This is a genomic window from Nocardioides halotolerans DSM 19273, from assembly GCF_000422805.1.
GTDB lineage: Bacteria > Actinomycetota > Actinomycetes > Propionibacteriales > Nocardioidaceae > Nocardioides > Nocardioides halotolerans.
The window spans coordinates 276,705-298,518 of record NZ_KE383922.1 but is presented as its reverse complement, the minus strand read 5'-3'; the positions used below and the strand labels follow the sequence as shown (position 1 = coordinate 298,518).

17 protein-coding genes are annotated in these 21,814 nt (G+C 69.8%); 1 reads left to right on the top strand and 16 read right to left on the bottom strand.

Annotated elements, in window-relative coordinates; all coding sequences use genetic code 11:
* Positions 1–150 precede the first annotated feature (150 nt).
* The 10 genes from G514_RS0112035 to G514_RS0111990 all read right to left on the bottom strand — a co-directional run bounded on the left by G514_RS0112035 (position 151) and on the right by G514_RS0111990 (position 13,546).
* Positions 151–1,914, bottom strand: coding sequence for an ABC transporter substrate-binding protein (locus tag G514_RS0112035; RefSeq protein ID WP_028651939.1), 1,764 nt, complete (start codon positions 1,912–1,914; stop codon positions 151–153).
* Between the two features lie 79 nt (positions 1,915–1,993).
* Positions 1,994–3,013 carry an ABC transporter permease gene (locus tag G514_RS0112030; protein ID WP_028651938.1) on the bottom strand — a complete coding sequence of 340 codons (1,020 nt, stop codon included), beginning with the start codon at positions 3,011–3,013 and terminating at the stop codon, positions 1,994–1,996.
* Between the two features lie 149 nt (positions 3,014–3,162).
* A complete protein-coding gene (locus G514_RS26465) occupies positions 3,163–4,386 on the bottom strand; it encodes an ABC transporter ATP-binding protein (RefSeq protein WP_425411444.1) in 1,224 nt (407 codons plus the stop codon).
* Between the two features lie 5 nt (positions 4,387–4,391).
* Positions 4,392–5,597, bottom strand: a complete 1,206-nt coding sequence (locus G514_RS26460) for an ABC transporter ATP-binding protein (RefSeq protein ID WP_157544812.1) — start codon at positions 5,595–5,597, stop codon at positions 4,392–4,394.
* 35 nt (positions 5,598–5,632) lie between these two features.
* Positions 5,633–6,628 (bottom strand): ABC transporter permease, encoded by a 996-nt coding sequence (locus G514_RS0112015; protein ID WP_028651937.1) that lies wholly within the window; start codon positions 6,626–6,628, stop codon positions 5,633–5,635.
* A 107-nt stretch (positions 6,629–6,735) separates the two neighbouring features.
* Positions 6,736–8,517, bottom strand: coding sequence for an ABC transporter substrate-binding protein (locus tag G514_RS0112010; protein ID WP_211222124.1), 1,782 nt, complete (start codon positions 8,515–8,517; stop codon positions 6,736–6,738).
* A gap of 50 nt (positions 8,518–8,567) precedes the next feature.
* Entirely contained in the window at positions 8,568–9,581 is a 1,014-nt protein-coding gene (locus G514_RS0112005) for an ABC transporter permease (RefSeq protein ID WP_028651935.1), read from the bottom strand.
* A gap of 149 nt (positions 9,582–9,730) precedes the next feature.
* Entirely contained in the window at positions 9,731–11,524 is a 1,794-nt protein-coding gene (gene aspS / locus G514_RS0112000; protein WP_028651934.1) for an aspartate--tRNA ligase, read from the bottom strand.
* Positions 11,521–12,855, bottom strand: coding sequence for a histidine--tRNA ligase (gene hisS / locus G514_RS0111995; RefSeq protein WP_028651933.1), 1,335 nt, complete (start codon positions 12,853–12,855; stop codon positions 11,521–11,523). Before hisS ends, aspS begins: the two co-directional genes overlap by 4 nt.
* A gap of 4 nt (positions 12,856–12,859) precedes the next feature.
* On the bottom strand, positions 12,860–13,546 hold the full coding sequence (locus G514_RS0111990) for an MBL fold metallo-hydrolase (RefSeq protein WP_028651932.1): 687 nt from the start codon (positions 13,544–13,546) through the stop codon (positions 12,860–12,862).
* Between the two features lie 94 nt (positions 13,547–13,640).
* On the opposite strand from G514_RS0111990, the gene G514_RS0111985 reads away from it, so the two are divergent.
* Positions 13,641–14,876, top strand: a complete 1,236-nt coding sequence (locus G514_RS0111985) for a DUF349 domain-containing protein (RefSeq protein WP_028651931.1) — start codon at positions 13,641–13,643, stop codon at positions 14,874–14,876.
* 123 nt (positions 14,877–14,999) lie between these two features.
* Here G514_RS0111985 and G514_RS0111980 read toward each other — a convergent pair whose 3' ends face one another.
* From G514_RS0111980 to secD, 6 genes are all read right to left on the bottom strand, one after another.
* Positions 15,000–15,317, bottom strand: a complete 318-nt coding sequence (locus G514_RS0111980; RefSeq protein WP_028651930.1) for a DMT family transporter — start codon at positions 15,315–15,317, stop codon at positions 15,000–15,002.
* Positions 15,317–15,661: a DMT family transporter gene (locus G514_RS0111975; RefSeq protein ID WP_028651929.1), complete on the bottom strand. Its 345-nt coding sequence runs from the start codon at positions 15,659–15,661 to the stop codon at positions 15,317–15,319. Before G514_RS0111975 ends, G514_RS0111980 begins: the two co-directional genes overlap by 1 nt.
* Before the next feature lie 51 nt (positions 15,662–15,712).
* Complete coding sequence (locus tag G514_RS0111970) at positions 15,713–17,944, bottom strand: RelA/SpoT family protein (protein ID WP_028651928.1); 2,232 nt, start codon at positions 17,942–17,944, stop codon at positions 15,713–15,715.
* 186 nt (positions 17,945–18,130) lie between these two features.
* Positions 18,131–18,673, bottom strand: a complete 543-nt coding sequence (locus G514_RS0111965; protein WP_028651927.1) for an adenine phosphoribosyltransferase — start codon at positions 18,671–18,673, stop codon at positions 18,131–18,133.
* A 10-nt stretch (positions 18,674–18,683) separates the two neighbouring features.
* Positions 18,684–19,931, bottom strand: coding sequence for a protein translocase subunit SecF (secF, locus tag G514_RS0111960; protein WP_028651926.1), 1,248 nt, complete (start codon positions 19,929–19,931; stop codon positions 18,684–18,686).
* Entirely contained in the window at positions 19,931–21,814 is a 1,884-nt protein-coding gene (gene secD, locus G514_RS0111955) for a protein translocase subunit SecD (protein ID WP_028651925.1), read from the bottom strand. The genes secF and secD overlap by 1 nt, the downstream gene beginning before the upstream one ends.

The following is a 21,814-nucleotide window of genomic DNA, read 5'->3' as shown; positions in this document are numbered from 1 at the left end:
CTCGGGGAGCGTGTGGTTGGGATCCGTGGGTCCGGGTCCCGTGCGGCCCCACCTGGGTGGGGCCGCACGGGCCGGTCTTGCGGGTGTTACCGCGTCAGGTGACGCGTTGGTGCTGGTGGATCAGTGGGTCGGGGAACCCGACCCGGTCGATCACTTGCCGCCGTCGACCACCGAGAGCACACCGAGGTCGGTGTAGCCGTTGGTGCCCGCCGAGTTCACGTAGTTCTCCAGCCCCGAACCGTGCAGGAAGTAGAACTTGGTGGTGTCGAGCGGGATGTAGGCGACGTCCTCGGCCAGCATGTTGTCCACCTCGGACCACATCTCGTTGGCCTTGTCGATGTCGGTCTCCGCGGCGGCCGCGTCGATCGCAGCGTTGACCTCGTCGCTGGCGTAGTTGCCGTAGTCCTGACCGTTGGAGGCCTTGGTGATGTTGACCCGGCTGTCGAACAGCGGCGGGATCACCGTGGAGACCGACGGCCAGTCAGAACCCCAGCCACCCCAGATGAGGTCGCTGTCGGAGCCCGGCTTCTGGATCTGCTCGTAGTAGGGACCGGACGGGTCCAGACCGTCGAGCGTCACGTCGAAGCCGGCCTCGTCGTAGGTCGCCTTCAGAGCAGCGAACGCCTTGTCCGTGGCGTCCGACCCGATCGGGTAGGTGAGCTTGATCGGGTAGGGCAGGGTCTCGCCCGACTCCTCGAGGAGAGCCTTGGCGCCCTCGACGTCGCCGCCCTCGGCCTTGCCGAAGTTCGGGTTGGCGACGTAGCCCGGCGTCGACGGGTTGACGATCGACAGCGACGGGGCCGAGGCCTTGTCGCCACCGAGCGCACCGACGTACGCCGCGCGGTTGGTCGCGGCCGCCAGCGCCTGGCGCACCTTGAGGTTGGTCAGGCGGTTGAAGTTCGGCACCAGGTAGTTGCTGAACGGCGACTCGAAGTTGACCGCACGCGCCTCCACGTCACCCGTGATCTGCGGGTACTGGGCAGGCGTCACGCTGCGCGAGGTGAAGGCGAACTTGTCGTTGCCCTCGTCGGCGATGAGCCGGTCGATGATGACCTCGGTCTCGATGCCGATCTCGAACGTGATGGTGTCGAAGTTGGCGTCGCGGTTGGTGTCCTCGCTCGCGTCCCACTCGGGGTTGCGGACGAAGGTGCCGCCCGAGTCCTCGTTCCAGCCCTTCTCGTCGAGCATGTAGGGGCCGTTGGAGAAGACCGAGAGCTTGGACTTGTCGCCCTTGTCCTGGTCCGCGCGGTAGGGGTCGAACGACCGCAGCGCCGCGACGGCGTACGGGAAGTCCGGCCACGGCTTCTTGAACCGGTAGGTGATGGTGTTGCCGTCGCAGGTCACGGCCTGGTCGAAGGCGTCCTGGCCCTCACCGGTGTAGGGACCCTTGTAGACGGGCTGGCCGTCGGCGTCCTGCGGGACGTCGAGGTAGCCGATGATGTAGTTGGGCCCACCGGTGATGACGTCGGTCGCGAAGGTGCGGGAGACGCCGTACTTGAGGTCCTCGCACGTGACCGGCTTGCCGTCCTGCCACTTCGGGCCGTCCTTGAGCGTGAAGGACCACTCGGTGGCGTCCTCGTTGCTCTGACCGGTGTCGGTGGCGAGGTCCGGGATCGGGGTCTGACCCTCGATGTTGTCGGTCACGCCCTTCGGGAAGTCCACCAGGCTGCGGTAGACGAGCCGGCTCTGGTTCGAGAGGTCGCGTCCGGTGTAGGTGCGCTGCGGGTCCCACGCCTGGGTGACCGCCGTCTCGAGGGAGAAGACCGCACCGCCCTTGGTGGCCTCGGTCACCTCCTGGTCGGTCTGTCCCTTGGGTCCGGACCCGTCGCCCGAGTCACCGCCGCAGCCGGCGAGGCTGACGGCGACGACCATGGATGCGGCTGCTGCTACCAGCCGCTTCCGATTGGTTCCCATCTGTTTTCTCCTTCGGAGGGTGTGTCTCGCCGTGGTCCGGCGCTTCTTTCCTGCGGAAAGCGTGGTGGGGCCGCTCGTGCTAGCGGCCGGCCTTCGGGTCGAGCGCGTCACGCGCGCCGTCGCCGAGGAGGTTGAACGAGATGACGATGGCGGCGATCACGGCCGCGGGCACGAAGAAGAAGAAGAAGTCGGTGTAGGCGTACTCGAGCGCGCCGCCGAGCACGTTGCCGAGCGTCGGCGTGGGGTTCTTGATGCCGACACCGAGGTAGCTGAGCGCCGCCTCGGCCGAGACGTAGGCAGGCATCAGCAGCGTGAAGTAGACCAGGAGCGGCGCCCACAGGTTGGGCAGGATCTCCTTGAAGTAGATCCGGCGCCGCGAGGCGCCCATGAGGATCGCCGCGTCGACGAACTCGCGCTCACGGATGGAGAGCACCTGGCCGCGGATCAGGCGGGCGATGGGTGGCCAGCCGAACGCCGACAGCACGATCACGATGTAGAGGCCGTTGACGGTGGCGCCGGCCGGGACGCCGAGGTCGGTCATCCGGTCGACGACCACGCCGGAGAGCGCCAGCAGCATCAGCGTGGCCGGGAAGGACAGCGTGAGGTCGATGAGCCGGCCCACGGCGCTGTCGACGATCCCACCGGTGAACCCGGCGATGATGCCCAGGATCGTGCCGATCGCGACCGTGATCAGCGCGGCCGAGAGCGCGATCGTCAGCGACAGCGTGGCGCCGTACATCAGGCGGGAGAGCACGTCGCGGCCGAGACCGGGCTCGACGCCGAGCGGGTGGCTCCAGCTCATGCCGCCGCCGAACCCCTTGGGGTAGTTGCCGGTGGCGTAGTCGAGCAGGTCCTGGTGCGGGGTGTAGGGGTCGATCACGCCGAGCCGCTTGAGGATCGGCGAGGAGATCGCCATGAGCGCGAAGAGCGTGGTGACGACCAGGGCCGCCATCGACAGCTTGTCCTTGCGGAACCTGGCCCACGCCAGCCGGAGCGGGGAGCGGCCCTCGACGTCGACCTTGCCGGAGCGCTCGTCCTCCTCCGCGTCGACGAAGTGATCGTCGCCGTGCGACTCCAGGTTCGATGCGGTGAGCGTCACCTGGTCTCCCTTCCGCAAGGTGAACCCGTGGGTCCAAGCCCCACTGGCTCTGGAACTCTATGTGACCTGGGCCTCGCCGCAAGTCGCGGCGCGGTAACGATCTGGTCTCGGGGAGTGAGACCGTTGGATGCCATCGATCGTCCGGTCGATCAGGGCTGCGTGCGCAGATCGTCCGTCGTGCCGGTGCCGCCGCCGGTGACGTTCCGCCCTCCGGCCACCACGTGCCCGGCGTCGAGGTCGAGCCACCGCGGGCCGTAGCCGACCTCGCCGCTGACCTCCTCGAGGCGCCGTCCATCTTCGGTCGGACCCCCGTCGGCGAACATCGGCGCGGTGACCGGCTGCGCGGGGTGGTGGCCGATCTCGCCCGCGAAGTGGCAGGCCACCTTGTGCCTCGGCCCGATCTGCATCAGCGGCGGCTCGTGCCGCGCGCAGATGTCCTGGGCCAGCGAGCAGCGGGTGCGGAACCGGCACCCCGACGGCGGGTCGATCGGGCTCGGCACGTCGCCGGTCAGCCGGATCCGCTCGCGGCGCCCGCCGATGGCCGCCTGCTTCACGTCGGGCACCGCGGAGAGCAGCGCCTGGGTGTAGGGGTGGGCGGAGTGGTTGTAGAGCGAGTCGCGGTCGGCGATCTCCACGATCTTGCCGAGGTACATCACCGCGACCTCGGGACAGAAGTGGCGCACCACCGAGAGGTCGTGGGCGATGAAGAGGAAGGCGATGTTGAACTCGCGCTGCACGTCCTGGAGCAGGTTGACCACCTGCGCCTGGATCGACACGTCGAGCGCCGAGACCGGCTCGTCGGCCACGAGCAGCTTGGGGTGCAGGGCGAGCGCGCGGGCGATGCCGATGCGCTGGCGCTGGCCGCCGGAGAACTCGTTGGGGTAGCGGTTGTAGTGCTCGGGGTTGAGGCCGACGACCTCGAGCAGCTCGCGCACCCGGTCGAGCACCTTGTTCTCCGGGACCATGTTGTGGACCCGGAGCGGGATGCCGATGATCGTGCCGACGGTGTGCCGCGGGTTCAGCGAGCTGTAGGGATCCTGGAAGATCATCTGGATCTCTTTGCGCAGCGGCAGCATCTGCTTCTTCGTCAGCCTGGCCATGTCCTGGCCCTCGAAGAGCATCGCTCCCGACGTCGGCTCGTAGAGGCGGGTGATCACCCGGCCGGTCGTCGACTTGCCGCAGCCGGACTCGCCGACCAGGCCGAGCGAGCCGCCGCGCGGGACCGCGAAGGACACGCCGTCCACCGCCTGCACCTGCCCGACCACCCGGCGGATCACTCCGGAGGAGTGCACCGGGAAGTACTTCACGAGGTCGCGGACCTCGAGCAGGGTCTCGCCGCCGGCGACGGCGGTGTTGGGACGTTCGATGGACATGTCGGTCATGGCTTCTCGGGGTCCGCGCGGACGTGGTCGCCTCCGCGCGGAGCGCTCCGTCCGGGCGCTTTCGTGGGGTGGTCGTGGGTCTCCTGCTGGATCTCCTCGAGCTGCACCTGGAGCTCCGGGATCAGCTCTCCGGTCTCCTCGTCGATCAGGTCGGGAGCGGCCTCGGGCAGGACTTCCTTGAGGTAGATCTCGTCGGGGTTCACCAGGTGGCAACGCTTGCGGTGGCCCGGGTGGGTGGCCTGGGTGAGCTCGGGCAGCGTCGTGCGGCAGAGCTCGCCGGGGACCTTGTCCACGTGGGGGCAGCGCGGGTGGAACGAGCAGCCGGTGGGCGGGTTGAGCAGACTCGGCGGGGTGCCCGGGATCGGGATCAGGCGTACGTCGGTGGCGCCGGTGATGTCCGGCACGCTGCTGAGCAGGCCCCACGTGTAGGGCATCTCCGGCAGCGTGAGGATCGCCTTGGTCGGCCCGGTCTCGACCGCCCGTCCGCCGTACATCACCAGGACGTCGTCGGCCACCTCGGCGATCACGCCGAGGTCGTGGGTGATCATCACGATGGCCGAGCCGTACTCCTGCTGGAGGTCCTGGAGCAGGTCGAGGATCTGGGCCTGCACCGTCACGTCGAGCGCCGTGGTCGGCTCGTCGGCGATGAGCAACTGGGGGTTGTTGACCAGCGCCATCGCGATCATCGCGCGCTGGCGCATGCCGCCGGAGAACTGGTGCGGGTAGTCGTCGACGCGGCTCGAGGCCTGCGGGATGCCGACCCGGTCGAGCATGTCGATCGCGCGCCGGCGGGCCTCGGCCTTCGAGATGTCGTTGTGCATCCGGGCCGCCTCGGCGATCTGCTTCCCGACGGCGTAGAAGGGGTGCAGCGCGGTGAGGGGGTCCTGGAAGATCATCGCCGCGTCGTTGCCGCGCAGCGACCGCAGCGTCTGCTGGTCGGCGCCGATGACCTCGGTGCCGCCGACGCGGATCGAGCCGGAGAGCCGGGTCGACTGGGGGTTGTGCAGCCCCAGCACCGCCATCGACGAGACCGACTTGCCCGAGCCCGACTCCCCCACGATGCCGAGGGTCTGCCCGCTGCGGACGGTGTAGCTCAGGTCGGTGACGGCCTGCACGATGCCGTCGTGGGTCGGGAACTGGACCGTGAGGTTCTCGACGACCAGGTAGGGGTCGTCCTGCGCGGCCGGGCGACCGAACTCCATCGTGCCGGCGGTCGCGCCGGCCTGCTCGGGGGCGGTCATGCGAGCCGGACCCGGGGGTCGATCACCGCGTAGAGGAGGTCGACGATGAGGTTGGCGAGCACGATGATCACCGCACCGAAGAGCACCGTCGCCGAGACGACCGGGAAGTCCACGGGTGAGCGGAGCGCCTGGATGGCCCACTTGCCGACGCCGTCGATCTGGAAGATCACCTCGGTGAAGATCGTGCCGGTCAGGAGGAAGGCGAAGTCGAGCCCGAAGATCGTGATGATCGGGACGATCGCGGCGCGCAGGGCGTGCCGGATCACGACCCCTCGCTCGGAGACGCCCTTGGCCACCGCGGTGCGCACGTAGTCCTCCCCCAGGGTCTCGATCATCTGGCCGCGCGAGTAGCGGGCGTAGGCGGTCGACGAGGTGAGCCCGATGACCGCCCAGGGCAACGCGAGCCCGGTCGCCCAGTGCAGCGGATCGGACGTGATCGGGTGGTAGGACGTGTCCTCGATCAGCTTCCACTGGAGTGACACGTAGATCCAGACCATCAGGGCGATCACGTAGTAGGGCACGGCCGAGACGGTGACGCTGAAGGTGACCAGCGATCGGTCGAGCAGCGTGCCGCGTCTTCGCGCCGCGAGGGTGCCGAGCAGCACGCCGAGCGTGAGGTAGATGGAGGCGCCGCCCACGGCGATCGACAGCGTCGCCGGGAACTTCTCGACCAGCTCGCTGGTCACCTCGTTGCGGGTGCGGAAGGAGATGCCGAGGCAGGGCGCGTCGCAGTGGTACTTGGGGCCGAAGCTGATGGTGCGGTCGTGGAAGAACCCGCCGACGTAGATGCCGTACTGGTGCACGACCGAGTCGTTGTAGCCGAGCTGCTCGGTGAGGATCGCCAGCTTCTCCGGCGTGCACTTGCCGTTGAGGTTGCACAGGGGCTCGGCCGGGTTGGAGGGGCCCTTGAAGAAGAGCAGGAACACGAACATGGACGTCAGCACGACGACCAGGAAGGCCGACATGAGCCGACGCACGATGTAGCCCAACATCGCCGGGGAGCCTCCGTCGCGAGATCTGGTTCCCTCGGCTCCGGGGCGGGCCGCACGGCCCGCCCCGGAGCGTCGGGACTGGTGTTACTGGTGGATGTCGACCGGGGTCAGCCGGCGTTCACCCAGATGTCGCGGAACGACGGCATGCCGAGGGTGTTGTCGATGACGACGCCCTCGATCGCGGAGCCGTGCATCTGCACGACACCGCCGTAGTAGCGCGGCACGACCGGGAGGTAGGTCGTCATGATCTCCTTCTCCAGGTCGTTCCACGCCGCAGGCTGCTCGTCGACCGGGAGGGCGGAGACGTCCTCGATCTTCTGGTCGATCTCCGGGTTGTTGAAGGCGGACTCGTTGGTGCCGAAGCCCACCTCCTCCAGGTCGGTCGACTGGAAGATCGGCGGCACCCAGGTCGCACCCGACGGCCAGTCGGAGCACCAGCCGTAGGAGCGCATGTTGATGTCGCCGTTCACGTCGTCACGGTCGGAGACGCTGTCGGCCAGGGTGGTCGCGACCGGCGTGGCCTTGAAGCCCGCGGCCTCGAGGCCCTTGACCAGCACGTCCTTGCCGGCCACCGAGACGTCGGAGTCGGTCGAGTAGAGGAACTTGATCTCGTAGCCCTCGTTGCCGGCGTCGGCCAGGATCTGCTTGGCCTTCTCCGGGTCGGTCTGGAACGGTCCGTGACCCTCTACCGGGTCGTAGGGCTCACGGCCCGGGACGCCCGGAGGCATGAGGTTCTGGGTCGCGACCGCGTTGACGTCGGGGATCAGGCCGGTGGCCACGATCTGGTCGTTGTACGGCAGGGCCCAGGTCAGCGCCTCGGCGATGGACTTGTCCGGCACCTTGCGCTGGTCGAGCGCGTAGAAGTAGGTGCAGGGCTGGCCACCGGTGACCAGGCGACCGGTCTCGTTGGCCTTGCGGTAGTTCTGGGCGAGCACGTCGTCGTAGGCGAGCGTGGTCTTCGCCTCACCCGAGTCGGCCAGCAGGATCTGGTCGATCTGCTCGGACTGGAGACCCACCTTGAAGACGTACTTGTCGGGGTAGGCCGTGCGAGCCGGGTCGGTGTTGGGGTCCCACTGGTCGTTGCGGACCAGCGTCAGCGTCTTGCCGATGGTGTACTGCTCGATCTTGTAGGGACCGGTCGACAGCGGGTGCTGGGCGTACTTCGCCGGGTCGCTGACGGCCGGGTCGGTCGGGATCGGGCCGATGGCCGGGAACGACGCATAGAACGGGAAGTCGGGGAACGGCTTCGCCATCTTCACCGTGATGGTGTTGCCGTCGACCGTGACCGCCTGCTGCTCCGCGTCGGGCGCGGTGTAGGGGCCCTTGTAGTCCTCGCCACCCAGGAAGTACGGGTTGCTGTAGTAGAGGCCGGGCCCGTTCGGGAAGGTCTTGCCGTCCATCGAGCGGATGATGCCGAAGGCGACCTCGTCAGCGGTGACCGGTGCGCCGGTCTCCCACTTGATGCCGTCGCGGAGCGTGAACTTCCACTCCGTGAAGTCGTCGTTCGGCGTGCCGAGGTCGGTCGCCAGGTCCGGCACCAGGATCATCTGGCCGCTCTCCTGGTCGTAGGCGTACTGCGTCAGCTGACGCGTCACCAGCGAGGTCAGGATCGCGTTGGTGTCGGTGTAGTAGAGGTCCGACGGGTCGATCGGCGTGGTCAGGCCGGGCGAGCTGAGCACGGTGACCGTGCCGCCCTCCTTGGCGCCCTCGATGGTCGCCGGACCCTCACGGGTCGGGTCGGTGCCACTGCCCGTGTTGCCGAGGTTCTCCGTGTCGACGCTGGGGTTGTCACTGCTCTTCTTGTCGTCCCCGTCGCCGTCACCACCACATGCCGCGAGGACGAGCATGCTGGCTGTGGCCAGGGCCACCGCCGATCTCTTCAGGCGCATTGCCTTTTCACCTTTCGTTGGAACTGCCACAGCCATGTCGCCGACGTGCGTCAGCGACGAGTCCTCGGGTCGAATGCGTCACGCACCGAGTCACCGAGGAGGTTCAGGGAGAGCGTCAGCAGCGCGATCGCGCCGACGGGGAGCCAGAGGTAGAGACCGTAGTCGGCGTAGTAGGGGGCGGCGTCGGAGACCATCTTGCCCAGCGACGGGTAGCCCGAGATCCCGAGCCCGAGGAACGACAGCCCGGCCTCGGCGGCCACGAACCCGGGCAGGCCCAGCGAGATCGAGATGACGATCGGCGCGATCAGGTTGGGCAGCAGCTCCTTGAACAGGATCTGCCGGGTCGGGACGCCGATGACCTCTGCGGCGAGGATGAACTCGCGCTCGCGCAGCGAGAGGACCTGGCCGCGGATCAGGCGCGCCAGGCCCATCCAGCCGAAGATGATCAGGATCGTGATGAGCGAGGTGATCGTGGCGATCCGCAGCTTGTCCTGGTCGGTCGAGAACCGCGAGGTGATGATCGGCGAGAGGGCGAGCATCGCGAGCAGGAACGGGAACGCGAGCAGCAGGTCGGTGATGAACGAGATGACCCGGTCGACCCAGCCCCGCGAGAAGCCGGCCATCAGGCCGAGCACGACACCGATGATCGTGGAGATCACGGTGGCCGCGACGCACACGATCAGCGAGGTGCGCAGGCCGTAGACGAGGTAGGCGAGGTTGTCGTAGCCCAGGCGCGGGGCGACGCCGAGCGGGTGGTCCCACGTGAAGGAGTTGAACGGCGGCCCGACCTTCGGGTAGCCGTCGAAGGCCAGCACGTCGGTCGTGTTGGGGGCCTTCGGGTCGCTGACGTTCCAGTAGACGCCGAAGATGCGGGTGATCACGGGGGCGAGCACCGCGACCAGGACGAGCAGCACGATCACCGCGATGCAGAGCGTCGCGACCTTGTCCTTGCGCAGGCGGCTCAGGGCGATCTGGGTGGGCGACTTGCCCGCGATCTCCTTGGCGGCTTCGGGCTGGTCCTCGAGCGACGGGTCGTGACCGAGAACAGACTCCTGCTCGATCATTTCTCCACGGTCAAGGGTCACAGCCACCTCCGAACGGACTCCGGGACCCGAGCGTTGTCACGCGGGCAACTCGGCTGACTGTAAACCAGTTGACACCCGCATCTGCCACCGGACGAGGTAACAAATGGGTCTCAGAAGGTCGAGAAACGTCAGGCGGATTCGGTCGGGTCCGGGAGATCTTCCGTCGCAACGGCGTCCACACCGGCTTCCTCGCGCTGTGCGGCCGTGATCGGGGCCGGCGCCGCGGTCAGCGGGTCGACGCCCCCACCCGACTTGGGGAACGCGATGACCTCGCGGATCGAGTCGGTGCGCGCGAGCAGCGCGGTGATGCGGTCCCAGCCGAAGGCGATGCCGCCGTGCGGCGGCGCGCCGTAGGTGAAGGCGTCGAGCAGGAACCCGAACTTCTCCTGCGCCTCCTCCTCCTCGAGGCCCATCACGGCGAAGACCCGCTTCTGCACGTCCTGGCGGTGGATACGGATCGACCCGCCGCCGATCTCGTTGCCGTTGCACACCACGTCGTAGGCCCACGCCAGGGCCGAGCCGGGGTCCTGGTCGAAGGTGTCGAGGTCCTGGGGCGAGGTGAACGCGTGGTGCACGGCCGTCCACGCACCCGCGCCCACCGCCACGTCGCCGGCCGCGGTCGCGTCATCGGCGGGCTCGAAGAGCGGCGCGTCGACGACCCACAGGAAGCTCCAGGCGTCCTCGTCGATGAGGCCGCCGCGGCGCCCGATCTCCAGCCGCGCGGCGCCGAGGAGGGCGCGGCTCGGCTTGGGCAGGCCGGCGGCGAAGAAGACGCAGTCGCCGGGCTGCGCACCCACGTGGGCGGCAAGCCCGGCCAGCTCGGTCTCGGAGAGGTTCTTGGCCACCGGTCCCCCGAGCTGGCCGTCCTCCTGGACGAGCACGTAGGCGAGGCCGCGGGCGCCGCGCTGCTTGGCCCACTCCTGCCACGCGTCGAGCTGCTTGCGGGGCTGGCTCGCGCCGCCGGGCATCACGACCGCGCCGACGTACGGCGCCTGGAACACCCGGAACGGCGTGTCCTTGAAGAACTCGGTGCACTCGACCAGCTCGAGGCCCATCCGCAGGTCGGGCTTGTCGGTGCCGAAGCGGGCCATCGCGTCGGCGTACGTCATCCGCGGCAGCGGTCGCGGCAGCTCGTGCCCGACCAGCGCCCACACGGCGGCCAGCACGTCCTCGGCCACGGCGAGGACGTCGTCCTGGTCGACGAAGCTCATCTCGATGTCGAGCTGGGTGAACTCCGGCTGCCGGTCGGCGCGGAAGTCCTCGTCGCGGTAGCAGCGCGCGATCTGGTAGTAGCGCTCCATGCCGGCCACCATCAGGAGCTGCTTGAACAGCTGGGGGCTCTGCGGCAGGGCGTACCAGCTGCCCGGGCGGAGCCGGGCGGGCACCAGGAAGTCGCGGGCGCCCTCCGGCGTCGACCGCGTCAGCGTCGGCGTCTCGACCTCGACGAACCCGTGGTCGTCGAGCACGTCGCGGGCCGCCTTGTTGACCTTGCTGCGCAGGCGGAGGGCCTGGTTGGGGGCCGTGCGGCGCAGGTCGAGGTAGCGGTACTTCAGCCGTGCCTCCTCCCCCACCTCGCCGCCCGACGACGCAGCGTCGGAGATCGGGAACGGGAGCGGCGCAGAGGCGTTGAGCACCTCGACCTCGCTCGCGACGACCTCGACGTCGCCGGTCGCGAGGTTGGGGTTCTGGTTGCCCTCCTTGCGCAGCGTCACCTCGCCGGTGACCTTCAGGCAGTACTCCGCCCGGAGCTGGTGGGCGACGGCCTCGTCGCGGATGACCACCTGGACGACGCCGCTCGCCTCGCGCAGGTCGATGAACGCGACGCCGCCGTGGTCGCGCCGGTTGGCCACCCAGCCGGCGAGCGTCACGGTCTGGCCGGCGTCCTCGGCACGCAGGCTCCCGGCGTCATGGGTGCGGATCACTGCACGATCTCCTCTGTTGCTGCGTCTGGTGGGGTCCAGCTCGTCGGGTCGGCAGGCTGCTGCTCGCCGCTGCGGATGTCCTTGACCTCGTGCGCCTCGCCGGGGAACCACACGAACGGGATGCCCCGCCGCTCGGCGTACCGGATCTGCTTGCCGAACTTCTGCGCGCTCGGAGCGACCTCGGTGGCGATGCCGCGCCGGCGCAGCGCGGTCGCGACGTCCTCGCTGACGGCCCGCGACTCCTCGTCGACGAGGGCGACCAGGACGACGCTCGGCACCTTCGGGCCGGGCGCGAGCGCGCCGTCGCCGAACAGCGGCACGAGCGTGCGCGAGACGCCGAAGCTGATGCCGACGCCGGGGTACGTCGTCCGGCCGTCGCTGGCGAGCGCGTCGTAGCGGCCGCCGCCGGCGACGGACTTGAGCCGCTCGTAGCCGGCCATGAAGACCTCGAGCACGGTGCCGGTGTAGTAGTCGAGTCCGCGCGCGATCCGCAGGTTGGCTTCGACCGTGACGTGGTCGCTGACGACGCCGGCGCAGCCCTCGACGACGGCTGCGAGCTCGCTGAGCCCGACGTCGAGCAGCTCGTCGGCGACGCCGCACTCGTCGGCCAGGGCACGGACCCGCTCGACGAAGCTCGTGTCGGCGACCCGGATGGTGGCGAGCTCGAGGCAGCGGTCGGCCTGCTCCTCGGTCGCACCGGCCTCGCTGACCAGCAGCGCCTTGACCGCCTCGGCCGGCTGCTTGTCGAGCTTGTCGATCTGCCGGATCGCCGCCGTGACCTCGGGGATGCCGAGACCGCGGTAGAAGCCCTGGATCAGCTTGCGGTTGTTGACCTGGAACGACAGGTTCGGCAGCGGCAGGGCGTCGAGCGCCTCGACCATGACGCGCACGACCTCGACGTCGTGGTGGAACGCCAGCTCGTCGCGTCCGACGATGTCGATGTCGGCCTGGGTGAACTGGCGGTAGCGGCCGTCCTGCGGCCGCTCGCCGCGCCAGGCCGGCTGGATCTGGAAGCGCCGGAAGGGGAACTCGAGCTTGCCGGCGTGCTCGAGCACGTAGCGCGCGAACGGCACGGTGAGGTCGAAGTGGAGCGCCAGCCCCGAGTCGCCCGCGGAGTCGTCGGCCTGGAGGCGGCGCAGTGCGTAGATCTCCTTGTCGATCTCGCCGCCCTTCGACAGCCGGTCGACGGTCTCGACGGCCCGGGTCTCGATGTTGGCGAACCCGTGCAGCTCGAAGGTGCGCGACAGGCTGGCGATCACCTGCCGCTCGACGGCGCGGTGCTCGGGCAGCAGCTCGGGGAACCCGCTCAGCGGGGTGGGCTTGTCGGTCATGGGCTCAGCGGTGTGCGGGGAGGTCGAGGAGGAACGGGTTGGTGGCGCGCTCGCGCCCGATGGTGGTCTGCTCGCCGTGGCCCGGCAGCACCACGACGTCGTCGGCCAGCGGCAGCACCTTGGTGGCGAGGCTGCGCAGCATCGTCGGGTGGTCGCCGCCGGGGAGGTCGGTGCGGCCGATCGACCCCGCGAAGAGCAGGTCGCCGGAGAACATCACCTCGGAGACCTCGTCGACGTCGGGGTACGGCGAGCGGAAGGTCACCGAGCCCTCGGTGTGGCCCGGCGTGTGGTCGACCACGAACCTGAGGCCCGCCAGCTCCAGCTCCTGGAGGTCGCCGAGCTCGCGGACGTCGTCGGGCTCCTCCCAGGTGTAGTCGCCGCCCAGCATCATCCGGGCGGTCTCCGGGGACATGCCCGCCAGCGGGTCGGTGAGCAGGTGCCGGTCGCGCGGATGCACCCAGGCCGTGGCGTCGTACGCCCCGGCGACGGGGGCCACGCAGAACATGTGGTCGACGTGGCCGTGGGTCACCAGCACGCTCACGGGCTTGAGGCGGTGCTCCTCGACGACGCGCGCGACACCCTCGGTGGACTCCATGCCGGGGTCGATGACCACGCACTCGGAGCCGGGCGCCGTCGCCACGACGTAGCAGTTGGTGCCCCACGGACCTGCGGGGAAACCGGCGATCAGCACCGGTCGACTCTATAGGCCGGGAGGTCACGCCCGCGCATCGGTTGGGGGCGGCCGATAGGTCCTGGACATCTGCGTTGACTACCATGCCGCAGTGATGAGCCAGGGGTCGCTGCACGAATGGGGTCGCGTCGACGCGGACGGGAACGTCTTCGTCCGCACCGCCGACGGCGAACGGCCGGTCGGGCAGTACCCCGCCGGCACCCCGGACGAGGCCTTGACGTTCTTCACCGAGCGCTTCGAGGCGCTCGCCTTCGAGGTCGAGCTGCTCGAGCAGCGGATCCGCTCCGGCGTGTTGTCGCCCGAGGAGGCCCTCGAGTCGGTCAAGACCGTCTCGGGGCAGGTGACCGACGCCAACGCCGTCGGCGACCTCGCCTCGCTCACCGCCCGGCTCGAGGCGCTGCGGCCGGTGATCGAGGGCCAGCGCGAGGCCCGCCGGGCCGAGCGCCAGCAGAAGTCCGCCGAGGCCAAGGTCGCCAAGGAGCGGCTGGTCGCCGAGGCCGAGAAGATCGCCGAGGGCAGCGACTGGCGGGCCGGGGCCAACCGGCTCCGCACGCTCCTCGACGAGTGGAAGGCGCTCCCCCGCATCGACCGCGCGAGCGACGACGCGCTGTGGAAGCGGTTCTCGAGCGCCCGGACGTCGTACACCCGGCGGCGCAAGACGCACTTCGCGGAGCAGAACGAGAAACGCGACGCCGCCCGCGAGGTCAAGCAGCGCCTGGTCAAGGAGGCCGAGTCGCTCGCCGACTCGACGGAGTGGGGTCCGACCGCGGGCCGCTACCGCGACCTGATGCGGCAGTGGAAGGCCGCCGGCCCGGCGCCCAAGGACGTCGACGACGAGCTGTGGCGCCGCTTCCGCGCCGCCCAGGACACCTTCTTCGGCGCTCGCGACGCCACGAACGCCGCGCTCGACGCGGAGTACGCCGCCAACGCCGAGGTGAAGGAGCAGCTCCTCGTCGAGGCCGAGGCGCTGCTCCCCGTCACCGACCTCGACGCCGCCAAGCGCGGGCTCCGCGACATCGCCGAGCGCTGGGAGGCGGCCGGCAAGGTGCCGCGCGAGAAGATCAAGGAGCTCGAGGGCCGGATGCGCGCCGTCGAGCAGGCGATCCGCGGCGTCGAGGACGAGCAGTGGCGCAAGTCCGACCCCGAGAAGTCCGCCCGCGCCGACGACATGGTCACCCAGCTCGAGGCCGCCATCGCCCAGGTCGAGGCCGACCTCGCCAAGGCCCGCGAGGCCGGCAACGACAAGCAGGTCAAGGAGCTCGAGGAGAACCTCGCCTCCCGCCAGTCCTTCCTCGAGATGGCCCGTCGGGTCTCCGCCGACTACAGCTGACGTCGACGCCGAGTCGGCGTTGCTGCTGACGAGTAACACGCCGAGTCGGCGCTACTGCTCATCAGTAACGACGACTCGGCCGGTTACTCATCAGCACGAACGCCGACTCGCGGGTCGGCGGCGTCAGCCGTGGCCGGTCTCGAGGAGGACGACGCCGGCCGCGATGAGGGCGATGCCGAGGAGCATGGTGCGGGTCAGGGGCTCGGCGAAGAGCCGGTGGCTCAGGACCGCGGTGAGCGCGACGCCGACAGCGGTCCAGATGCCGTAGGCGACACCGATGCCGAGGCCTTCGTGCAGGGCCAGCGACAGCAGCGCGAACGACGCGACGTAGCCGAGGACGACCCCGGCGTACCAGCGCGGGCGGCCCGCGGCGGCCACGCGGAGGGCGAGCGTCGACGCGATCTCGAGTGGGATCGCACAGGCGAGGTAGACCCACTCCATCAGGCCGCCTCTTTGCCGGTCGCCCGCGGGTGCGAGCCGACGTCCACCAGGACCACGCCGCCCACGATCAGCAGCAGCCCGAGCACCATCGGTCCGGTGAAGGCCTCGTCGAACAGCACCGACGACAGCACCGCGGTCGCGCCGACGCCGAGGGCGCTCCAGATGCCGTAGACGACGCCGAGCGCCATGCCGGTCTGCAGCACCTTGACGAGCAGGTAGAACGACGCGGCCTCGCCGACGACCGTGCCGGCGTAGAGCCAGGCGTGGTCGACGGCGCCGCGCAGCGAGATCGTCCCGGCCACCTCGGTGACGATCGCCCCCGCGAGGAGCCACCAGCGGTTCACCGGGCCATCACCCGGACAGCATGACCTACTGACTCGCGAGTCAGTAACTCCTCACTGGGTGACGCGGTAGGCGTCGAAGACGCCGGGCACCGAGCGCACCGCCTTGAGCACCGTGTCGAGGTGCTTGGCCTCGGCCATCTCGAAGGTGAACCTGCTCTTGGCCACGCGGTTGCGGGTCGTCTGCAGGTTGGCGCTGAGGATGTTCACGTGCGCGTCGGAGAGCACCATCGTGATGTCGGCGAGCAGGCGGGCCCGGTCGAGCGCCTCGACCTGGATGTTGACCAGGAACGTCGACTGGCCGGTCGGCGCCCACTCGACCTCGAGCAGCTTCTCGGGGTGCGTGCGCAGCTCGCCGGCGTTGGTGCAGTCGGTGCGGTGCACCGAGACGCCGCCGCCCTTGGTCACGAAGCCGAGGATGTCGTCGGGCGGCACCGGGGTGCAGCACTTCGCGAGCTTGACCCACACGTCGGGCGCGCCCTTGACCACCACGCCGGCGTCGCCGCCCGTGGGGGTCTTCGCGCGACCCCGCCGGCCGGTGATCGTGACGGCTTCGGCGAGGTCCTCGGAGGCCCCGTCGGCGCCGCCGTGCTCCTCGATCACCCGGCGCACCACGGCCTGGGCGGACAGGTTGCCCTCGCCGACCGCGGCGTAGAGCGCGGAGACGTCGGCGATCTTGAAGTGTGCGGCCGCGAGCATCAGCGACTCGTGGGACATCAGCCGCTTGAGCGGCAGCCCCTCCTTGCGCATCAGCTTGGCGATCTGCTCCTTGCCGCGCTCGACCGCCTCCTCGCGCCGCTCCTTGGTGAACCACTGACGGATCTTCGAGCGCGCCCGCGGTGAGCGCACGAAGGTCAGCCAGTCGCGCGACGGGCCGGCGTTGGGCGCCTTGGAGGTGAAGACCTCGACCACGTCGCCGTTCTCCAGCGTCGACTCGAGCGGCACCAGGCGGCCGTTGACCCGGGCGCCGATCGTGTGGTGGCCGACCTCGGTGTGCACGGCGTACGCGAAGTCGACCGGCGTCGCACCCGACGGCAGCGCGATCACGTCGCCGCGCGGGGTGAAGACGTAGGTCTCGGCACGGTTGATCTCGAAGCGCAGCGACTCGAGGAACTCACCGGGGTCCTCGACCTCGCTCTGCCAGTCGAGCAGCTGGCGCACCCAGTTCATGTCGTCGATGTCGCCGAGCTTCTCGGTGTCGACCCCGGCGCGGCCGTCCTCCTTGTACTTCCAGTGCGCCGCGACGCCGTACTCCGCGCGCCGGTGCATGGCGAAGGTGCGGATCTGCATCTCGACCGGCTTGCCCTGCGGCCCGATCACCGTCGTGTGCAGCGACTGGTACATGTTGAACTTCGGCATCGCGACGTAGTCCTTGAACCGGTTGAGGACCGGGTTCCAGCGCGAGTGGAGCACGCCGAGGACCGAGTAGCAGTCGCGGTCGTCCGCGACCAGGATGCGGATGCCGACCAGGTCGTAGATGTCGGAGAACTCGCGGCCGCCGACGATCATCTTCTGGTAGATCGAGTAGTAGTGCTTGGGCCGGCCGGTGACGGTGGCCTTGATCTTCGCCTCGCGGAGGTCCTTCTCGACCTCACTGATCACCTCGGCCAGGAACTGGTCGCGCGACGGCGCGCGCTCGGCCACCATCCGCACGATCTCGTCGTAGATCTTGGGGTGGAGGGTCGCGAACGCGAGGTCCTCGAGCTCCCACTTGATCGTGTTCATCCCGAGCCGGTGGGCCAGCGGCGCGTAGATGTCGAGCGTCTCGCGGGCGACCCGCTCCTGGGTCTCCTGCCGGACGTAGCGCAGCGTCCGCATGTTGTGCAGCCGGTCGGCCAGCTTGATGACCAGCACCCTGATGTCGCGCGACATCGCGACGATCATCTTGCGGATGGTCTCGGCCTGCGCCGAGTCGCCGTACTTGACCTTGTCGAGCTTGGTCACGCCGTCGACGAGCTGGGCGACCTCCTCGCCGAAGTCGGCGCGGACCTGCTCGAGGGTGTACGGCGTGTCCTCGACCGTGTCGTGGAGGAGCGCCGCCACGAGCGTCGGCTCGGTCATGCCGATGTCGGCGAGGATCGTCGTCACCGCGAGCGGGTGGGTGATGTAGGGGTCACCGCTCTTGCGCATCTGCGTGCCGTGCATCTCGGCCGCGGTGGTGTAGGCACGCTCGAGGAGGGCGAGGTCCGCCTTGGGGTGGCTGGTGCGGATGGCGCGGAACAGCGGGTCGAGGACGGGGTTGCCGGGCTGGCTGCGGCTGGCGACCCGGGCCAGGCGCGAGCGCATCGACCGCGTCGCCGCGGGGCCGGGGCTGGTCGTCGTGCCCTCGCCGCGCTCCTCGGCACGCGCCGGGTTGCGCCGCGCCCGCAGCCGCTCGGCCGGCTTCGCGGAGGTCTGCTCCTGGGGCTGGTCGTCGGTCGGGGCGGCGCGCTCCTCGGTGCGCTCCTCCGTCACCCGTCCAGCGTACGCGGGTCAGATCGTGAGGAGCGTGTGGACAGGGAGGTCGCCGACGGTGGCCCGGCCGGGCAGGAAGGACAGCTCCATCAGGACGGCCACGCCGACGGCGACGCCGCCGCACGCCTCGACCAGGCTCCGGGTCGCCGCGACCGTGCCCCCGGTGGCGAGCACGTCGTCGACCAGCAGCACCCGCTCCCCCGGCGCGACGGCGTCGCGGTGCACCTCGAGGGTGGCCTCGCCGTACTCCAGCGCGTAGGAGACGGCGTGCGTCTCGCGGGGCAGCTTGCCGGCCTTGCGGACCGGGACGAAGCCGGTGCCGAGCGCGAGCGCCACCGGCGCGGCCAGGATGAAGCCACGCGCCTCCATGCCGACGACCTTGTCGACGACCGTGGCGCCCGACCCGTCGCGGCCGGCCGCCGCGAGGGCGTCGATCACCTCGGTGAACGCCGTGTGGTCGGCCAGCAGCGGGGTGATGTCCTTGAACACCACGCCGGGCGCGGGGTAGTCCGGGACGTCGACGATCAGGCGCTCCAGCGCCTCCCGGGCCGCGGCGGTCACCGGAGGTCGGTCACTTGCGCTTCGAGCGCGACTGCCGGGTCGGCTGCTGCCGTCCGGAGGCACGGCTCTGGCCGACCGGGCGCTGCGTGGTCGGCACCGTGCGGCCCCGGCCCGTCGCCTCGGGCGCCGAGGCCGGCCGCGGAGCGTCGTCCTCGTCGTCGAAGTCGTCGAGGTCGTCGTCGACCATCAGGGCACCGGGCACCGGCCCGTCAGGCTCGGCGATCGGCATGTCCTCCTTGAACACCGGCACCGAGGCGTAGCGGTCGACGTTGCGGCGCTCGCGCGCCTTGGCGCGGCGCTCGGCGAGGACGACCTCGCTCTCGGTCGACTTCAGGTGCACCAGCAGCGGCGTCGCGATGAAGATCGAGGAGTAGGCGCCGGCCGCCATGCCGACGAACAGCGAGAGCGCGAGGTCCTTCAACGAGCTCGCGCCGAGCTGGACCGCGCTGACGTAGAGGATCGCGCCCACGGGGATCAGCGCGACCACCGAGGTGTTGATCGACCGGACCAGGGTCTGGTTGACCGCGAGGTTGGCGGCCTTGGCGTACGTCGTGCGGCTCGCCCGGAGGCTCTTGGTGTTCTCGCGGACCTTGTCGAAGACGACCACGGTGTCGTAGAGCGAGAAGCCGAGGATCGTCAGCAGGCCGGTGACGGTCGCGGGCGTGACCTCGAAGCCGGAAAGCGCGTAGACGCCGACGGTGATGATGACGTCGTGGGCCAGGGCCACGATGGCCGCCGCCGACATCTTCCACTCCCGGAAGTAGGCCCAGATGAAGAGGACCACGAGGAACAGGAAGACGACCAGGCCGAGGATGGCGCGGTCCTTGACCTCGTCACCCCAGCTCGCGCCGATCTGGTCCTGAGAGATGTCGTCGGTGCTCGCACCGACGGTGTCGATGATCGTCTGGGTGACCTCGTCGCTCTCCTCGTTGGTGAGCTCCTCGGTCTGCACGAGGATCGAGGTGTCGCCCGACGTGTTGACCACGGGCGAGCCGGCATTGTCGATGCCGAGCCCGCCGACCGCCTCGCGCAGGGCGTCGGCGTTGTCCTGGGTGACCTGGTCACTGGGCAGGGTCACCTTGTACTGGGTGCCGCCGGTGAACTCGATGCCGTAGTTGAGGCCCTTGACGGAGAGGCCGATGACGGCGAGCAGCACGATGAGGGCCGAGACGGCGTACCAGAGCCACTTGCGCCCGACGAAGTCGATGGAGCGCGAACCGTTGTAGAGGCTGTTGCCCAGCCGGCTGATCCTGCCCATCAGGCCGTGCCCTCCTGGCTCGTGCGGGTGGCGGCCGCCACCCGTGGTCGGTCGGGAGCGATCTTGTCCACGCCGAGGGTCTCGGCGCTGAGGCCGGACCACTTGCCCCCGCCGTTGAAGAAGGAGGTCTTGGCGAGGACGGAGACCAGCGGCTTGGTGAACCAGAAGAACACCACGATGTCGATCAGCGTGGAGAGACCCAGCGCGAACGCGAACCCGCGCACCACGCCGGCCGCGAAGATGTAGAGCACGATCGCCGCGAGCAGCGAGACGGCGTCGGCCGCCAGGCAGGTCGCCCGGGCGCGGACCCAGCCCGCCTCGACCGCGACCCGCATCGACTTGCCGTCGCGCATCTCGTCGCGGATGCGTTCGAAGTAGACGATGAACGAGTCGGCGGTGATGCCGACCGCGACGATCAGACCGGCGATGCCGGGGAGGGTCAGCGTGAAGTTCGCGGTCTTGGAGAGCAGCAGCACCATGGCGTACGTCGCCGCGCCCGCGACCAGCAGCGAGCCGATCACGACGATGCCGAGACCGCGGTAGTAGAACATGCAGTAGATCATCACCAGGATCAGGCCGACGATGCCCGCGGTGATGCCGGCCGTGAGCTGGTCACCGGCGAGCGAGGGCCCCACGGTCTCGACGCTGAAGTCGGTGAACGTGACCGGCAGCGCGCCGTACTTGAGGCTGGTGGCCAGGCTCTTGGCCGAGGCCTGGGTGAAGTTGCCCTCGATCTGCGCCTGGCCGTTGGTGATCAGCGAGTTCATGGTCGGCGCGGAGATCACCTGGCCGTCGAGGACGGCGGCGAACTGGCGGCACGGCGGCACGGTGCCGCTGGGGCACACGAGGGCCTCGGAGATCTGGGTGAACGCCTTGGTCCCGCCACCGTCGAAGTCGAGCGAGACGACGTAGTTGACAGAGTTCTGCGGGATCTGGGCGCTGGCCGAGTCGAGCTCGTTGCCCTCGATCATCGAGGCGGAGAGCAGGTACTTCTGCGCCACCCCGGACTCGGCGTCCCACTCACAGGTGACCAGCGGCTTGGCCGGGTCGTCGTCGACGTTGACCGGCGTGCCGTCCTGCGGGCAGGTGAAGGCGTTGTAGGCGTCGATCGCCTCCTGGTTGGGGGCGTCGATCCACTTCAGGGGGTCGGCGACGTCGGGGCCGCCCTCGGGGCTCGGGATGACGGGCGCGCTCGTGGGCGTGCCGGCGTCGCTGGGCGCGGTGGCACCGTCGGACGGGTCGTCGGACGCGTCGGCAGCCGGGCTCTCGCTGGCGCCGTCGCTCGCGCCGTCAGTTGCGCTGGGGCTCGGGCTGTCGGTGCCGTCGGCGAACCCGACCGGGGCGCGGTTGGCCGAGCCGGAGGCGGTGGCGGTGTCGCTGGGAGCGGCGTCCGTGGCTGCGTCGGACGGCGCGGCGCTGTCGGAGGGTGCGGCCGGAGCGGTCACCCCGGCACCGGTGCCGGTGTCGGGCGCGGTCGGGTCCTGGGGCGCCTGCGCCCCACTGCCCGGGCAGCGGCTGGGGTCCTGGTCGGAGCATGCGACCAGCCGGAACCTCAGCTGGGCCTGGCGCTTGACCGTGTCGACGAGGTCTCGCCGGCTGTCGCCCGGGATCTCGACGACGATGTACTTGTTGCCCTGCACGGTGACCTCGGCCTCGGCGACGCCGGAGCCGTTGACGCGCTGGTCGATGATCTTGCGGGCCTCGTTGAGGGACTCCGAGCTCGGGCTGCCCTTGGGGGTCAGCCGGATGCTGGTGCCGCCCTGGAGGTCGAGTCCCAGCTCGGGCTTCCAGGTGCCGGCGAGGGCCACCAGCCCGAAGGCGATCGCCAACCCGAGGAAGAACACCCCGAGGGTGCGTCCGGGCCGGGCGGTCTTGCGTGCCAT

What these genes read in the sequence shown, in the direction of transcription:
- G514_RS26460 (WP_157544812.1), bottom strand. Translation starts at nt 5,597, where the DNA reads ATGGAGTTCGGTCGCCCGGCCGCGCAGGACGACCCCTACCTGGTCGTC.
- G514_RS0112010 (WP_211222124.1), bottom strand. Translation starts at nt 8,517, where the DNA reads ATGCGCCTGAAGAGATCGGCGGTGGCCCTGGCCACAGCCAGCATGCTC.
- G514_RS0111980 (WP_028651930.1), bottom strand. Translation starts at nt 15,317, where the DNA reads ATGGAGTGGGTCTACCTCGCCTGTGCGATCCCACTCGAGATCGCGTCG.
- G514_RS0112005 (WP_028651935.1), bottom strand. Translation starts at nt 9,581, where the DNA reads ATGATCGAGCAGGAGTCTGTTCTCGGTCACGACCCGTCGCTCGAGGAC.
- secD (WP_028651925.1), bottom strand. Translation starts at nt 21,814, where the DNA reads ATGGCACGCAAGACCGCCCGGCCCGGACGCACCCTCGGGGTGTTCTTC.
- hisS (WP_028651933.1), bottom strand. Translation starts at nt 12,855, where the DNA reads ATGACCGACAAGCCCACCCCGCTGAGCGGGTTCCCCGAGCTGCTGCCC.
- G514_RS0111985 (WP_028651931.1), top strand. Translation starts at nt 13,641, where the DNA reads ATGAGCCAGGGGTCGCTGCACGAATGGGGTCGCGTCGACGCGGACGGG.
- G514_RS0112015 (WP_028651937.1), bottom strand. Translation starts at nt 6,628, where the DNA reads ATGTTGGGCTACATCGTGCGTCGGCTCATGTCGGCCTTCCTGGTCGTC.
- secF (WP_028651926.1), bottom strand. Translation starts at nt 19,931, where the DNA reads ATGGGCAGGATCAGCCGGCTGGGCAACAGCCTCTACAACGGTTCGCGC.
- G514_RS0112035 (WP_028651939.1), bottom strand. Translation starts at nt 1,914, where the DNA reads ATGGGAACCAATCGGAAGCGGCTGGTAGCAGCAGCCGCATCCATGGTC.
- G514_RS26465 (WP_425411444.1), bottom strand. Translation starts at nt 4,386, where the DNA reads ATGTCCATCGAACGTCCCAACACCGCCGTCGCCGGCGGCGAGACCCTG.
- G514_RS0111970 (WP_028651928.1), bottom strand. Translation starts at nt 17,944, where the DNA reads ATGCGCTCGCGCCTGGCCCGGGTCGCCAGCCGCAGCCAGCCCGGCAAC.